15 protein-coding genes are annotated in these 13,455 nt (G+C 58.6%); 9 read left to right on the top strand and 6 right to left on the bottom strand.

What is annotated here, in order from left to right; translation table 11 throughout:
- The first annotated feature begins 1,666 nt into the window (after positions 1 to 1,666).
- From smbP to IYX23_RS06320, 5 genes are all read left to right on the top strand, one after another.
- The gene (gene smbP / locus IYX23_RS06340) at positions 1,667 to 2,005 is read left to right on the top strand and encodes a small metal-binding protein SmbP (protein WP_124740551.1); all 339 of its coding nucleotides are present in this window, start codon (positions 1,667 to 1,669) and stop codon (positions 2,003 to 2,005) included.
- Positions 2,006 to 2,771: 766 nt separating this feature from the next.
- A complete protein-coding gene (locus tag IYX23_RS06335; RefSeq protein WP_246716528.1) occupies positions 2,772 to 3,488 on the top strand; it encodes an RNA polymerase sigma factor in 717 nt (238 codons plus the stop codon).
- A gap of 2 nt (positions 3,489 to 3,490) precedes the next feature.
- Positions 3,491 to 3,736 (top strand): hypothetical protein, encoded by a 246-nt coding sequence (locus tag IYX23_RS06330; RefSeq protein ID WP_018409358.1) that lies wholly within the window; start codon positions 3,491 to 3,493, stop codon positions 3,734 to 3,736.
- 216 nt (positions 3,737 to 3,952) lie between these two features.
- On the top strand, positions 3,953 to 4,318 hold the full coding sequence (locus IYX23_RS06325) for a group 1 truncated hemoglobin (RefSeq protein ID WP_196394655.1): 366 nt from the start codon (positions 3,953 to 3,955) through the stop codon (positions 4,316 to 4,318).
- A gap of 4 nt (positions 4,319 to 4,322) precedes the next feature.
- Positions 4,323 to 5,270 carry a 2Fe-2S iron-sulfur cluster binding domain-containing protein gene (locus tag IYX23_RS06320; protein WP_196398835.1) on the top strand — a complete coding sequence of 316 codons (948 nt, stop codon included), beginning with the start codon at positions 4,323 to 4,325 and terminating at the stop codon, positions 5,268 to 5,270.
- Between the two features lie 268 nt (positions 5,271 to 5,538).
- Here the strand turns inward: IYX23_RS06320 and IYX23_RS06315 are convergent, their stop codons facing one another.
- The 3 genes from IYX23_RS06315 to IYX23_RS06305 all read right to left on the bottom strand — a co-directional run bounded on the left by IYX23_RS06315 (position 5,539) and on the right by IYX23_RS06305 (position 8,110).
- Positions 5,539 to 5,925 carry a hypothetical protein gene (locus IYX23_RS06315; RefSeq protein WP_124740548.1) on the bottom strand — a complete coding sequence of 129 codons (387 nt, stop codon included), beginning with the start codon at positions 5,923 to 5,925 and terminating at the stop codon, positions 5,539 to 5,541.
- Between the two features lie 224 nt (positions 5,926 to 6,149).
- Positions 6,150 to 6,359 (bottom strand): hypothetical protein, encoded by a 210-nt coding sequence (locus tag IYX23_RS06310; RefSeq protein WP_124740547.1) that lies wholly within the window; start codon positions 6,357 to 6,359, stop codon positions 6,150 to 6,152.
- A gap of 659 nt (positions 6,360 to 7,018) precedes the next feature.
- Complete coding sequence (locus IYX23_RS06305; RefSeq protein ID WP_164479497.1) at positions 7,019 to 8,110, bottom strand: acyltransferase; 1,092 nt, start codon at positions 8,108 to 8,110, stop codon at positions 7,019 to 7,021.
- A gap of 316 nt (positions 8,111 to 8,426) precedes the next feature.
- Between IYX23_RS06305 and IYX23_RS06300 the strand changes: the two genes are divergently transcribed.
- On the top strand, positions 8,427 to 8,777 hold the full coding sequence (locus tag IYX23_RS06300; RefSeq protein WP_124740545.1) for a single-stranded DNA-binding protein: 351 nt from the start codon (positions 8,427 to 8,429) through the stop codon (positions 8,775 to 8,777).
- 36 nt (positions 8,778 to 8,813) lie between these two features.
- Here the strand turns inward: IYX23_RS06300 and IYX23_RS06295 are convergent, their stop codons facing one another.
- Positions 8,814 to 8,975 carry a hypothetical protein gene (locus tag IYX23_RS06295; protein ID WP_154454021.1) on the bottom strand — a complete coding sequence of 54 codons (162 nt, stop codon included), beginning with the start codon at positions 8,973 to 8,975 and terminating at the stop codon, positions 8,814 to 8,816.
- A gap of 597 nt (positions 8,976 to 9,572) precedes the next feature.
- On the opposite strand from IYX23_RS06295, the gene IYX23_RS06290 reads away from it, so the two are divergent.
- Positions 9,573 to 9,845 (top strand): DUF2285 domain-containing protein, encoded by a 273-nt coding sequence (locus IYX23_RS06290; protein ID WP_124740544.1) that lies wholly within the window; start codon positions 9,573 to 9,575, stop codon positions 9,843 to 9,845.
- 24 nt (positions 9,846 to 9,869) lie between these two features.
- Here IYX23_RS06290 and IYX23_RS06285 read toward each other — a convergent pair whose 3' ends face one another.
- Positions 9,870 to 10,124 carry a hypothetical protein gene (locus IYX23_RS06285; protein ID WP_124740543.1) on the bottom strand — a complete coding sequence of 85 codons (255 nt, stop codon included), beginning with the start codon at positions 10,122 to 10,124 and terminating at the stop codon, positions 9,870 to 9,872.
- A gap of 649 nt (positions 10,125 to 10,773) precedes the next feature.
- Between IYX23_RS06285 and IYX23_RS06280 the strand changes: the two genes are divergently transcribed.
- On the top strand, positions 10,774 to 11,151 hold the full coding sequence (locus IYX23_RS06280) for a single-stranded DNA-binding protein (RefSeq protein WP_124740542.1): 378 nt from the start codon (positions 10,774 to 10,776) through the stop codon (positions 11,149 to 11,151).
- A gap of 227 nt (positions 11,152 to 11,378) precedes the next feature.
- Here IYX23_RS06280 and IYX23_RS06270 read toward each other — a convergent pair whose 3' ends face one another.
- Complete coding sequence (locus tag IYX23_RS06270) at positions 11,379 to 11,972, bottom strand: hypothetical protein (protein ID WP_124740541.1); 594 nt, start codon at positions 11,970 to 11,972, stop codon at positions 11,379 to 11,381.
- Between IYX23_RS06270 and IYX23_RS06265 the strand changes: the two genes are divergently transcribed.
- The gene (locus tag IYX23_RS06265) at positions 11,934 to 13,445 is read left to right on the top strand and encodes a DNA cytosine methyltransferase (protein ID WP_312029698.1); all 1,512 of its coding nucleotides are present in this window, start codon (positions 11,934 to 11,936) and stop codon (positions 13,443 to 13,445) included. The genes IYX23_RS06270 and IYX23_RS06265 overlap by 39 nt on opposite strands.
- Positions 13,446 to 13,455 lie beyond the last annotated feature (10 nt).

Genomic DNA, 13,455 nt, shown 5'->3' with positions numbered 1-13,455 from the left:
GTCTCTTCATTCCAGATTGAGCAACGACTGTTTCTATACGAAAAATTCGGAATCTACTGGATTAGATTTCAGCTAGGCTAAGCTTAGGGTGAGGACATAATAGCAGGCCCTAGAAAACACCCTGAGCTGGAAGCTTTCGACGCGTCTCACGCCCCTTAATTGCTGGAACGATCTGGGCGCTAGCAGAGGCCCAACCCATGTGGCCTTCTTCTGGATGCCTTTGAGCCGCGTCGGCCTCGTCCGGTTCCGACTTCTCCGTCTTTGCGGAAGCCAGAATTAAGAAGTCGTCGAGCGTCGACGCTACCTTGCTCTTACGCGCCAGCGGAAAATTGCAGGCGGCAAAGGCTTTGGCCGCAACTGCGGCCTGAGACAAAACGCCATAGGAGCCAGGACGAAACACGATCCCATCTGACCATCAACAACGTAATGGATCGACGAACCCCTCTGGTGGCTAAGCCCCGGGCCAAGACGATGATTGCAAAAAATTTCATTCGGCGACCGAGGGATCTGAGACCGCTTTGGCTTCTGACGCTATGCCGTGCACTTGAAAGACGCTCTTCGCCTGAGCGCGCCCCGCCATCGGGTGCCCCCGCCGCCCCGCGCGACGCACGATACCCACAACTCGCCATGCGCCTCCGGGGGGAGTTCCTCGTAGGGGCTCCGCCGATCAGATCGGCGAGACAGCGTTCGATATACTCTCAAATTGCAAGTCGGTCATCATGCGTCAGAGCAGCCAGCCTGATCTTAACCACGCGCGCCGGATAGTCTCACGCAACGATTCTATTCCTCGTATTAGCTTCTCAGCTTTGGTCATCGTTGGGTCCTTGCGGTGCCTGGCCTGCCACGCTTGCCTAGAGGCGCTTCTGCCCTATTTGGTCGGCGTCGCTTGGCGTGTTCAGTATCGAGCGGCTCCTGTAAGTCCTCTTGCCCGCGGCTTCACGGTCGCGGGCTTTTTTCAACTCCGCTCGTCGCGGGTCAACTCGGTTCCAGACTCGGTTATGATAGCGCTCTATTTTTTCGTGTTTTATTGAAACAATGCGACTGCCACACGATTCCTCTTCCTTAAAGCGGAAAACGTTGCGCGCCGTTGCATCCACGGTCGGGTCTTCGCGGCGACGCCGCAGGAGCGCGTCAGATTTCGTGGATTTTCCAAAACGGAAAGCAACCCTCGAGGGGGCCGGAGGGCTTTTTCAGAAAGTTCTGAATAAGGCCGGCCAGGCTTCCACGCAGCCCGCATCTCCTAATAGGTGCTTGATCTTCCGCGTGCCCCCGAAGTTTCCCTCTGCGAAAGCAGCCGCTCGATCTCATGCACGATTTGATCAATCCGATGCAATTCTATGAGATCTACCTGGCCGCTATCTCTGGGCCCTTTCTGCGGCGCGGGTAGCCTGCGCTCCAATATGTGAACGGCGCTCGTTCCACGGCTCTTAGGTAGCGTCGCGGTTTCGGGAAGACTGACAAAATTCGGATAGGCTCAGCATAAGGTATCGATACGGCCTTCCGGCTTGCCCGATCGGTCCCGCGGGCCATCCATTCGTCACCTGCGGCAGGCACCCCGCCAAAGCGCGGCCAGGACGGCGAGATGGAGCCCTTATCCAATCTCGAATTCATGCGCCAGTCATCAATAGTATGATTCCCTTCCGGAATGTTCACGGAGACACTTCCAATGAAACGCAGAATTTTCGCACTCGCGCTGGGTCTTGGTTTCTCGGCATTCTTCGCGCCCCGCCTCGCGCTCGCCGAAGATCATTTGACCGAGGCGATCAGCTACACCGAGGAAGCGATCGACCATGGTAAACGAGGTCACGCGGATGTGTTGGTGACGCACGCCGAAGCCGCGCTCAAGCATGCTGAAGCTGCCGAAAAGGCGATGAACAATCCGCACATTAAGGAAGGAATAATGCAGTTGAAGGCATCGATTGTGGAAGGCAAGAAAGAGAACGCCACCACCGCAATCGGACACGCCATAGAGGCGTTGACCCATTTGGAAGCGGCGCAGAAATAAGGAGCAAGACTCCCCGCCGGTTCATCCACGGTCGCGCCGTTCTCCAGCTGCTCCGCACGAAAAAGCCAGGTCGCCGCCGCCCCCGCTTGCCGGTGTCCGCCAATCTCACCGGCACGCCCTGATACCGGGCATGATCGCCGTGCTTCCGGTAAGACCCTTATAACAGGATTCCATTCGTGCAACCAGCGAGGGCGTGACCGCCGCCACGCCCCGATAATGAGAAAAAAATTTGAGCACGCGGAAAAAACCGAGAAAAAAACTGTTCAACCGAACCGCCTTTGCAGAGAGGCTGCAGTAGGCAGCGATCGACGCCGAGGGAATTCCAGCGCGAGAACTGTTGAGGCAAATCGGCGTGCTTGCTCGTTCCTTGGATCAGTGCCGGCCAATTGGGGCTGCTTCAAGCGCTTAGCAACTAACTGCCGGCCGGAGGTTTGAAACTTCGCGCCGGCAGTCGAACTCTGCAAGCTCACTTGGTCTTCAGCCATTCGTCGGGTTGGCGCCGGCCGCGTCCCGAGCCAAATATAACGCGCGCCCCGGGTCGGTCGGGGGGAGGCCTCCCGATCTGATCGTGAGTTCAGACGGGCTCATCCGCTCGGCGTGCGGGACCGCGTCAACCGCTGGGCGATTTTTCTCGAGCGCCGATCCAAATCTCTTCCGACCGGAGAGGGCTCTCCAAGCGTCGGAGGACCTATGGATAGCGTCGCTTCGATGTTGATGCTAACCTTTGCGCGCAAGCCGTTTTCCTGTCTGTCATCCGTACTGCGAAATGAGACAACGATCAAACGCCGAGTGGTTATTGGCCCTACGGGCAGGCGATCAGAATCAGGCTGTCGCGCTGGCTGAGCTGCGTGAGCTCGTGCTTGGTGCGATCATCAAATTTCTCTCGCGAAATGAAACGCCTGGAGGTTGGTCGCTCGGCCACGATTTGCATCAAACGGCGGAGGACTGCGCCCAGGAGGCCATTATCCTCATTCAGTCGAAGCTCGATCAATTTCGTGGCGAGAGCAAATTTACGACATGGGCCTATTCGATCGCGGTTCGCGTCACTCTTGGGGAGCTTCGACGACGACGCTGGCGGAAGGCGGTCGTGAATAGCGCGCGTCTTGGCGAAGATATGCCGGTCTGGCCGACCGATGCTCCAGAACCCGAGCGTAGTCTGGAACGGCGACAAGCGTGGGCTTTGTTGGTCCGCCTTATCGAGAACTCTTTGACGCCACTCCAGCGAAAAGCGCTTGTCGCTCACGCTTTTCAGTGCATGCCGCTTGATCTTGTCGCCGAGTGGCTCGGCGGCAATCGCAATAGCATATACAAGCTTATTCATGATGCACGAAAACGCCTCAAGGCCGCGCTACTTTCCGAAGGCGTTACGCATCAGGATATCATAGCTACGTTCGACTCGCCCCCGCGCAAAACTTATCTCAGTGATGATGGTAAGATTTTCCGGTCACAGAGCGTCTCAAATACGGTTGAGTCCGGAAGCTAGGAATGAAACAAAAGGAATTTGCCCGCCTGCTTGATACGATCTTCGCCGCCAAAAGCGGGGAAGAGATGTCCTGCACGGATTATTTCGATAGTCTACCGCGCTACGCCGAGTTGGAAGCCTCTGGCTTGGACGCTGCCGCCACCCTCCCCGAGGTTCGTCACCACATGCATCAATGTCCCGAATGCGAAGAGGTGTATCTCGGATTGCTGGCGCTTGTGCGCGCCGAAAAGGCGGCCGATCGCGGGTGAGCCGGCGCGCTCGTCCCGGGGCTTATCGATCGAGTCAGCGGCGACATTACGAATTTCGTCACGCTTTTCTTATATGATTGAATTTCCTGCGGGAGGCATTCTCCGAGCGAAAAAATCTCGCCGGTCGAGGTAAGATTCTCCGCGCCGCGGCGTCTAAGTGACGTCCGAGCCGAAAAAGTTGGCTCGCTAAGGTCGGCAACAGGGAGAACGCAAGGCATGTCAAATCTCTACGAGCGCCTCGGGGGCGAGAACGCCGTTAATGCCGCAGTTGAGCTTTTTTATCGCAAGGTTCTCGCGGACGGTCGCATCGCGCGGTTTTTTGATGGCGTCGACATGGATCAGCAAATCGCCAAACAGAAATCATTCCTGACCATGGCGTTTGGGGGTCCAAATAATTACACGGGAGCCGACATGCGCAATGCGCACAAGCGTCTCGTTGCGAAGGGTCTCAATGATTCGCATGTCGATGCGGTAATCGAAAATCTGAACTACACGCTCCGTGACCTTGGCGTGCCAGAAAAAGAGGTTAAGGAAGTCGCGGCGATTGCAAATTCCGTTCGTGATGACGTACTGAACCGTTGATCCGATGCTGAAGTTCGAGGATCGTTCGGTCGAACTCAGGCTAGGTGAAACTGTGCTTGAAGCGCTGGAGCGCGCCGGCATCGACGCGCCTTCGTCGTGCCGGTCCGGCAATTGTCAGACTTGTCTGCATCGCGCGGTCGAAGGCGTCCCTCCGCCAGAGTCGCAAGTTGGCTTGACAGAGGGTCAGAAGGCGCTCGGCTTTTTTCTGCCCTGTGTCTGTTTGCCGGCGTCGCCGCTGACGATTACGCGACCGGACGACGTCGGAGCGCGGCGGGATGCAGTCATTCGAGCGATTGAGCCGCTCGCGCCGGATGTGATCCGACTGCGTGTCGATGCAGATGATTTTGCGTATCGGCCAGGGCAGTTCCTCGAACTTGTCGCGGATGGCGATTTAAGACGTCATTACTCGCTCGCGAGCCATCCCGAGGACGATCCATTTCTCGAGATGCATATCCGACTGTATGAAAATGGCCGAATGAGCCGACGGCTGGGAGAATTCAAGCCGGGCGACCGCTTGCATGTCGCGGGTCCGTCCGGGACATGCTTTTACGAAGGCGTCCACGAGGAGCAGCGCCTGCTGCTGATCGGCGCCGGGACGGGTCTTGCGCCACTCTATGGCGTGTTGCGAGACGCTCTGAAGCGGGGCCATCTCGGTCCAATTCGTCTTTACCACGGCGCACGCAGCCGTGATGGCCTCTATCTTGATGAAGAGCTGAAAGCGCTGAGCCGGACGCGGGCGCATGTCGACTACCGACCATGCCTGCTTGATCCAAATGCTCCGGCCGGAGGAGACGTTGCGGCGACAGCCCTGCACGCAGAGCAAAACGTCAAGGACAGCGCAATTTTTCTGTGTGGCGGCGAAAATCTGGTGAAACGGCTGAAGCGTGATTTCTTCATGCGCGGAGCCAGCATGAAAGACATCCGATCGGATGCGTTCACGCCGCAGGGCTAACGTTTGGCGGATCGGTATGGGGCGAGGCAACAGCTTCAGGATTGACGTATCCGTGACGCCACGCCGCGCGCAGGTTAGCAAGAGTGTATATTCGATCCGTGCCGCCATCGGCCTAGGCGGGCGTCTTCGTGTGTGGACGGACGCGGATTCGAAGGCGCATCGAAGAGGAAGGCGCCGCGACCTGTAGGGGCGCAGAATTTCGGGAACCCCTAGGGGATGCAAGAATGACTCTAGCCCACCGCATCGCAGGCAGCGCGAGAGCCGTGGGTCAAGGGAGTTCGCCGTTTTCTTCGGCACTGCCTCCAACGTAGCTCCCATTAGGTTTCGCGACGCTGACACCAGGGATATAGCCCAACTGCTCATCCAAGGCGGCGAGGGTCCGGAAGGCCGAATCTAGCTCCGCGGTCGCTTCGCTCAAGGCGATGCGGATTTCAGTCAGCCTGCAAATGGCGGCCTGGTCGGCAGCGACGATTTCGGGTCTCACGCGCACAGCCACTTCCTTGGCCTTCGCGATTTCCAAGCGATTGAGCCTTGTAAAAACGTCCTGGCGCGCCGCCGCCGCCTCCTGTTCCAGCGCCTCGGCCCTGGCATATGCTTCGCGATAGCGCTGCAGCGTCCCGACGGCTTTTTTCTCAAGATCCGCCTTCTCGCTCATGCTCTCGTCCCAGGCCATTGGTTCGATGATTTAGACGGAGTTCGGCTGAAGAAACTTTTAACGGCTTCGAGCCGCGCATCTAGTTAAGTCGAATATCCCAACTGGGATAATTCCAAAACCGCATTATCGGATTAGCTCGCTCTCGTCGAGCCCCGTCCACATCGATGTCCAAGACGCTTCGATCGCCTCGCCAGCGCTCGCTGAGATCGTAGCGAAGACGCCGATTATGCCCCGAGCAATTCTCGGGGCTCGGGCCGTCCATCCGGACCAACGATAACTTCAAAATGTTCGGCGCAGATCTCACTTTGTGTGTCGTAAATCTCTGCGACATAGATGATCATCGGCGCTGGCCAGTCCACGCGCGTCGGCCGCTCGGTGAGCGTGAATATCGCGTCATCGACTTCGAAAAGTTCTGAGCTGTTGCATGGGTCCATGACGTCTTCGACGCCCTCAAGATAAGAACTGGCGAGCGATCTTGACCAGTGATATCGGAGGATTAGCGAATGCGATACTTCGTGGTGGAGGTGATCGATTTCATCGACAACGCACCCACGGATTGCCGCCATGGCGCTCGGATCAAGCGTGTAAGCGATATGTTGGAGCGTTTGCGGGTCCTTTTGGCGCGCTCCTTTGGCGGCCTTCCGCGAAACTCGGAAAATTCGTGGGAAGTACAGGCGCAACGACGGACACCAGACGCGTCCATGGTCAGTCCTTCTCTTTCGCAAACTCACATTGTGCCGCATCAAACCAAATGTCCGGTCGTCTCGTGCTCTGAGCGCGTGATCGGTATGCTACAGGAAGCGCTGCAAGCGTTGCGAATTGTTAAGGCGATAATTCGGCAATTGTTCGATGCCAGGCCCCTAAGGCGGCGCGCCTGCGGCTACGTGTTCGAAGCTGTGGAACAAATCTGCGGTCGAACGCGATTGTCGACATGCGTGGACGCCCGTCGTGCTGATGAGCGACATGCGGCTCAAATTGAAATTCTGGGAGTACGCTTCACCGGCAACGCATTCCGTCGAGATTTGTTGAGCCGTGGCGATCGCATTGCAGCGGTACTTTCGCAAGCGCCGTTGCCGCAGAAGAGCGTTCGCCCTCACATGGCGCTCGACCGAATTTTTGCGCGGCTGCTTCTCATTGGCGCTTCTTTAAGAGCGATGCGCGCGCTCCAGGCTCGGCCGAGCTGCGCCGCCGGCTGTACGATCGCGAACTCGACCACGATCGTCGCGGCGGCGATCGCGGCCAGAGCGCCAAAGACAGCAGGCGTTACACCGATCTTGGCGGCAAATGATTCCGCCGCGACGCCGATCAGCGGCAGGTGGACGAGATAGACCGAAAACGACACCCGGCCGGCCCTACGAACGGCATTGCCGACAGGGCCCGCGATGGGCGGGCCTTTAAGGCGTCCCAGAACAACGCCGGCGCTGATCAGCGCGACCAGCGCCCACGCCAACCCCGAGAAGGGGCCAATTGCAATTCGCGCCATCATGGACGCGACCAGACTCCACCATGCAGCCACTCCAGCGGTCACCGGCGGCGCCTTCACCAGCCAGGTGGCGCGCCGCCGCACCTCGCTGGCGAGCGCCGCGCCAAGCAAAAGCGCTTCCGGGCGCAGCGCCCAGAGCAGGGAGCCGTGCGGGTGGGGAATAAGCGCGAGAAGCAGAATGGCTGTGATAACCACGTAGAGCGGCGCGCGCGCTCGCGCTAGCAGAAGCGCTGGCGCCAGGAAATAGAATTGTGCTTCGCTCGCCAGCGACCAGAAGTGAGATGTCGCGAGCGCGTCGCCGCAGCGGGCGTCGATCTCACATCGCGCCCAATGGACGTTGGCAACGAACGCCGACGCCGCCCAAAAGTCGTTGGCGCTCGACGCTGGGGGTTCAAGATCGGCCAGCGCGATCACTGCGAGGATCGTCCACGCCGGAAGCGCGACCCGGGTCACCCGGCGCGCATAGAAGGCCCCGACAACTCGCGTGAAAGTGTTGGCCGATTCTGCCAGATCGGCGAGATTCTGGAAGATCAGGAAACCTGAAATCACAAAGAACAGATCGACGCCGACGCTGAGATCAGGAAGGTTGAGCCAGAACGCGACGATCGATTGCGAGCCGAAGGCGAGCGCGAAATGCGACAGCATCACAGCGCCGATCGCCAAAGCCCGCAATTCATCGAGCGTATCAATCCGTTCCTTCAAACGGCCGTGTCCCTTCTCAGCTTGATCGTGCCGCGTTTGGGCCGAGCCCTGATCGACCGAGCATCCTCGCATCGGCGCCGGCGGCGCCTTTCCTCTTGACCGACCTTGCGGCGGCGTCGAGGCAAAGGGTTCGTGTTTGACTTCCCGCAGGCTGAGCGCACGAAGCCTGCCGCTGCGCGCGGCTTTATGTTAATGCCAAAATCCCTGTTCGAGACAATCACATTATCGCCATGCTTCTAATAAAATGCTAACCGGCGCGCGGCATTTCCGTCGTGGAAATCGGACGATGATCAGTTCGCATGATTGGAGAGACGCAATGAGAACAACCAATCTTTTCATCCTACGAGGCTATGTTGGGCAAGAGCCCAAGGGGTTCGATGATGGCAAAATCGCCAAGATCAGCGTGGCGACGAACCGGAGTTGGACCGACAAGAAATCGCGCGAGCGCATTGAGAAGACCGACTGGGTTACGGTCACCGTCTTGAATGAGCGCGACTCGGCTTTCGTGTTGAAGAATGTCAGGAAGGGCGCGCCGATCTACGCCGAATGTCGCGTTGCTGAAACATCCTATGAGAAGGACGGCAAGACGATTTACGGCGTGGACGTCGTCGCCAACGTTTTCGACCTCTTAAGCCGGACTGATGGGGGTGAAGAAAACGCCGCGTAATCAGCTGCGGCCGACACGTCGGGCATCCAGGCGACCTCAAAACGGGAAGGCTTGGAGATTGCGTTGCGCGCCATGAACCATTCCGTTGAGGACGGTCGCACAGCGGCTGCAAAGCACCAGACCTTCGAGAAGAGTATCGAACAAGGCGTCGTTGATATCTTTCGCCAAACGCTTGCTGTTCAGGTGAAAAGCCGGCATTGATCGTTGTTTAATTTTCGTAATTCACGTGCGACGAGATACGCCTGCATGATTGTGTGCGCGAATTCAAGCACTATCCGTGTTGGCTCGGCTACGGCGCCGATCACAGCGCCCGCCTGTCGGGCTCGCACTGGCCTCGTGTCGGCGCGCGGCGCGCCGTCGCTATGCTCACTCGGACCAGAGGTCGCAATTTTCCGAAAGGCGGGCCGGGTAATAGCCCTTTGGCGTCTCTACGCTCGCATCGGGGACTATGGCCATTCATGCGCTCGCGTAGATTTCCGGCCGGGACGAGACCAACACCCATTCCGCTTTTCGCTCCCTGTCACGTGAACCTCCCCTCGCGACCACCAAGTCGGTCGCGCTATCCATCCTGGCGCTCTGTCGCGGTTCGATTACTGTACGCGACAGGAGCCGCGTGTCGTTCGCACAGCTTGCCCCGATCGCTCGCCAGCCGCTGCATAGCGTCGCGACGCGTGGCTGCGCTTGTCGCTCCGCGCACCCTGAATGCCGCCACATATCGGCGCTATCGGCTACCTTGCGGCTGTAGCCTTACGATGAGCGATCAAAGCATAGGCTGCGCTTTAACGGAGGCCAACCGTGATCCCCAATCAGTCCAACACGGTCGCAGAGGTAGCGCCGACGACGCTCGAGCTGACCGACTACGATCTCTCGCATATGATCGTATATCTCCGCCTGCTCGATGCGGCGCGCGATGGCGCCGGCTGGGAGGAGGCGAGCCGGATCGTCCTCAACATTGATCCCGACGTCGACCGTGAACGTGCGCGGCGCGTCTATCACAGCCATTATGCCCGCGCACGATGGATGACGCAGCAGGGCTATAAGGAGCTGCTGAAAATGCCGAATTCGTGACGACAATTGGGATGCGCCCCGGGGCTAACGCTTCACCCGCTTTTTCGCAGGCTCGGCGCGCGGCGCATCCCAGTAGAAGCTTCGGCCGCCGAGCGCTCCCGTGAAGCGTTCGCCATCGCCGTAAAGTGTAAAAACAACAGTCGTGTTGGGCACCACCAGTTCGAGGCGACGTTGCTCCCGATCATAGCGTATGACGCGCGCCGTCATCGTTTCACCTTCTCTATCGGCGTCCGCTAAAACAATCTCGTTCATCGCAACACCATGCATAAGATCGACCAATATTTGGATAGCCGCCTGCCCCCGCGTCGCGGACAAAGCGCAACGTCGCCCATTCTTCGATTGCGCGCAACAGGCGCATCCCGCGGCGACATGGCTTCGTCTCTTACTCGCTTCCTTACGCTTCGGATGTGCACGCGCCCAAGCCGCGTCGACTGTTTGCGCGGCGTAGGGGCCGTCACTCAATAGGCGCCGGGCTTCTCATAATCAGCCCATTTGAACGACGCGTCATGGCATTATTGATACGGCCACGCGGGATCGATCATGGCCAAGCCAATTCTCGGCATTGCGCGATGGTGTGAGAACGAAGAGGCCCGAGGCTCGGCGGACAATTCGACTGACCTGATTGTGTGTCGAACTTTGCACAGATCTCTCTTGCCATGTCGGGCCTTCGCCCGTTGCTCTTTACTGGCTTGTCTAGCGCCGGCGGAGCCACGTCGGCGCCTGCGCCGAAGAATTTTCCCCTTGCCGCTATGCGGCAATTCCTCGCGCATGGGCGCTGCGCGCCCTTTCAAAATTCTCCGTCGCGGCCGGCGCGCAGCGCTTTGCTTGCCCGCTGCAGCCTTACGGCCTTGCGGCTCTGTGGTCTCCTTACCCCGGCGCTTTCAGACCGCCATCGCATCGGGCCGAGGCCCAACGATAGGAGAGAGAAATGTCGCAGCTCAACACGCACATTCAGGTCGGTCGGGTCGGTCAGCTCAAGGAAGTCGGCGCCAATCTCGTTATCACCGTCTGCTCGAACAACCCCTATAAGAACGGCAATGGCGAGTGGATCGACAATCCCGAGTGGATCGAACATACGATCTTTGCCCGGCAGGACTCGCGCATCAAATGGGCGCGCGAAAAACTCGAATCCGGCGACCTGGTTCAAGTGACGTCGCGCCCGAAGCAGACCGAATGGAAAGCGGCTAATGGCGAGCGCCGGTTCGGCTACACTTTCGCGGTAGAGGATATTCAGCACCTTGCCGACAAGCCGGCGAAGAAGACGGAAGCGCCCGCCGCGAAGCCGCAGGGCAAGAAGTCCCGCTGAAACGCGATCGAGGGGCCGCGCGCGGCCCCTCGATCACATGCAGACTAATTTACAACTTCAGATTGCTCGTCGGGGCGATCAGCAGACGGCGCCCAAGCCTGGCGCGCATTGATCGGCGCGGCGATCTGCTCGCCGCAAGAGACTCTGTCGGCATCAGCTTGGCGCGGCGTGTCGCCACCTTGATCACGAAAAAGGCTAACGCGCCGCTGATCGCTCAAATACATTCATCATCGGGCCTCTTCTTCGCCAGCCGCGCTTCTTTGCCAGGCAGTTTGCGCGAAACGGACGAGATCCATTTCTCCTTGGCCATAAATTTGCGCGAGTCCGCTTTCATCGCAGAGCAGCCCAATGTCGGCGGCCTCGGCGCAACGCATGATTTCAGGCGCCAACTCCTTTGGAAGAAAAAAGGCAACGTAAGGATAGCGCGCTGAGTGGCATCCGCCAAAAGCGCCTGCGTTGCAGCTGGACACAGGGACTGAGCCGTAGGCCGAAATCGCGATTGTCGCGGAGGCGACCCCGACATCCAGCCCCCAGAGTGCGGGTTCGTCGTCGAATGCGGTCGCGCGCTCCTCTTCGAAGGCCGACATTTCCGCTTCGACGTCATCCGCCATCTTCAGGCGGTCAATCACTTTCGTCTCGATATCGAGGGCTGTGCTAACGACGCCCCAGCCGCAGCCCCGCAGATCGCAGTAGGAGCGATTGCCTGCGAGCGCGCCCTCCTCTTCCGCTTGATCGAGCTCCTCGGGCGATATGTCGGCCAAGTCCGCGACATTGAGGTGGCGATGGATCTTTACGGGGAACGAGCGCGGAGCCCAACGCATGGAGGTCACCTGGAAACGAGAAAATTTAAAGTGAGATGGGCTCGATATGCTATCTCGTCGGTTCGGAACATATATAGAACATGCTGGACATGGCGCCAAAAAGGCGCCAGCTTCGCTGCATGCTCGATTCTTCAAAAAATCAGGCGATTCGTCCGCTGGATCGCATCAATCTTCGGTTGTCACCCGAGACCTTCGAGGCGATCGATCAAGCGCGGAGCGCGCGTCCCGGCAATGTCTCCAGAAACACCTGGATTGCCGAGGCCATCAAGGAAAAGCTCGAACGGGACGATGCTCTGGTCGACGACCAAGCCATTGAGCGGAAGCGTCATGCCTAATTTTTATGAGTTTTTTGCCGGTGGCGGGATGGCCCGGGCAGGGCTTGGGTCCGATTGGACATGTCTGTTCGCGAATGATTTCGATCACAAAAAAGGTCTCGCCTATCAAGCCAACTGGGGTACGGGCGGAGAACTCAAGGTCGGCGATGTTCGCCAGGTCACCGTGGATGAGCTGTCAGGATACGCCGACCTGATTTGGGGGTCGTTTCCCTGCCAGGATTTATCATTGGCCGGAGGCGGAGCCGGGTTGAAGGGAGAGCGCTCTGGAACCTTCTATCCGTTCTGGGATGTCATCACGGGGCTGATCGACGACAATCGCGCGCCGAAGATTATCGCGATCGAGAATGTTTGCGGCACGCTGACCTCCCACGGCGGACGAGATTTCGAAGCGATCTGCAAGACCTTTGGCGAAGCCGGATATCGATACGGCGCCTTGATCATCAACGCCTCTCTGTTCGTGCCGCAATCCCGGCCACGATTGTTTGTGATCGGCGTAAGAGACGATGTGACGATAGACCCGTCGCTCCTGTCGCCGGAGCCAATCGAGCCATTTCATACGCTGGGATTGCGCAGAGCCGTTGACAGCGTTTCCTCCCGCGCCCGGAAGAACATGCTGTGGTGGAATTTACCGACGCCGCCGCGTCGCAAGAATTCTTTCGCCGATATCATCGAAGAAAATCCTTTGAGCGTCGACTGGCATACCGCCGCTGAAACCAAGCAAATTTTGGCGATGATGTCGCCTGTCAACAAGGCGAAGGTTGAAGCCGCCAAGCGTTCGGGGCGTCGGATGGTGGGCGGGGTCTATAAGCGCACCCGCCTCGACGAAAATGGCGTCAAGGTCCAACGGGCGGAAATTCGGTTTGACGATATCTTGGGATGTCTGCGGACGCCCGCAGGCGGTTCAAGCCGCCAGACGATCGTCGTCGTCGATGGAAACAAGATTCGTTCGCGCCTGATTTCGTCGCGGGAGACCGCCCGATTAATGGGACTTGATGACGCGTATAAGCTGCCAAAAAATTACAACGAGGCTTACCATTTGACGGGCGACGGCGTCGCTGTCGATGTCGTTCGGCATTTAGCGCGCTATCTGCTTGAACCGCTTCTCGACGTGTGCGCTCCGGCGGAGAAGGCCGCGTGAGCGTTATTCC

It is taken from the genome of Methylocystis sp. L43 (assembly GCF_015709525.1).
Classification (GTDB): Bacteria; Pseudomonadota; Alphaproteobacteria; order Rhizobiales; family Beijerinckiaceae; genus Methylocystis.
This window is presented reverse-complemented; position numbering and strand designations above follow the sequence as displayed.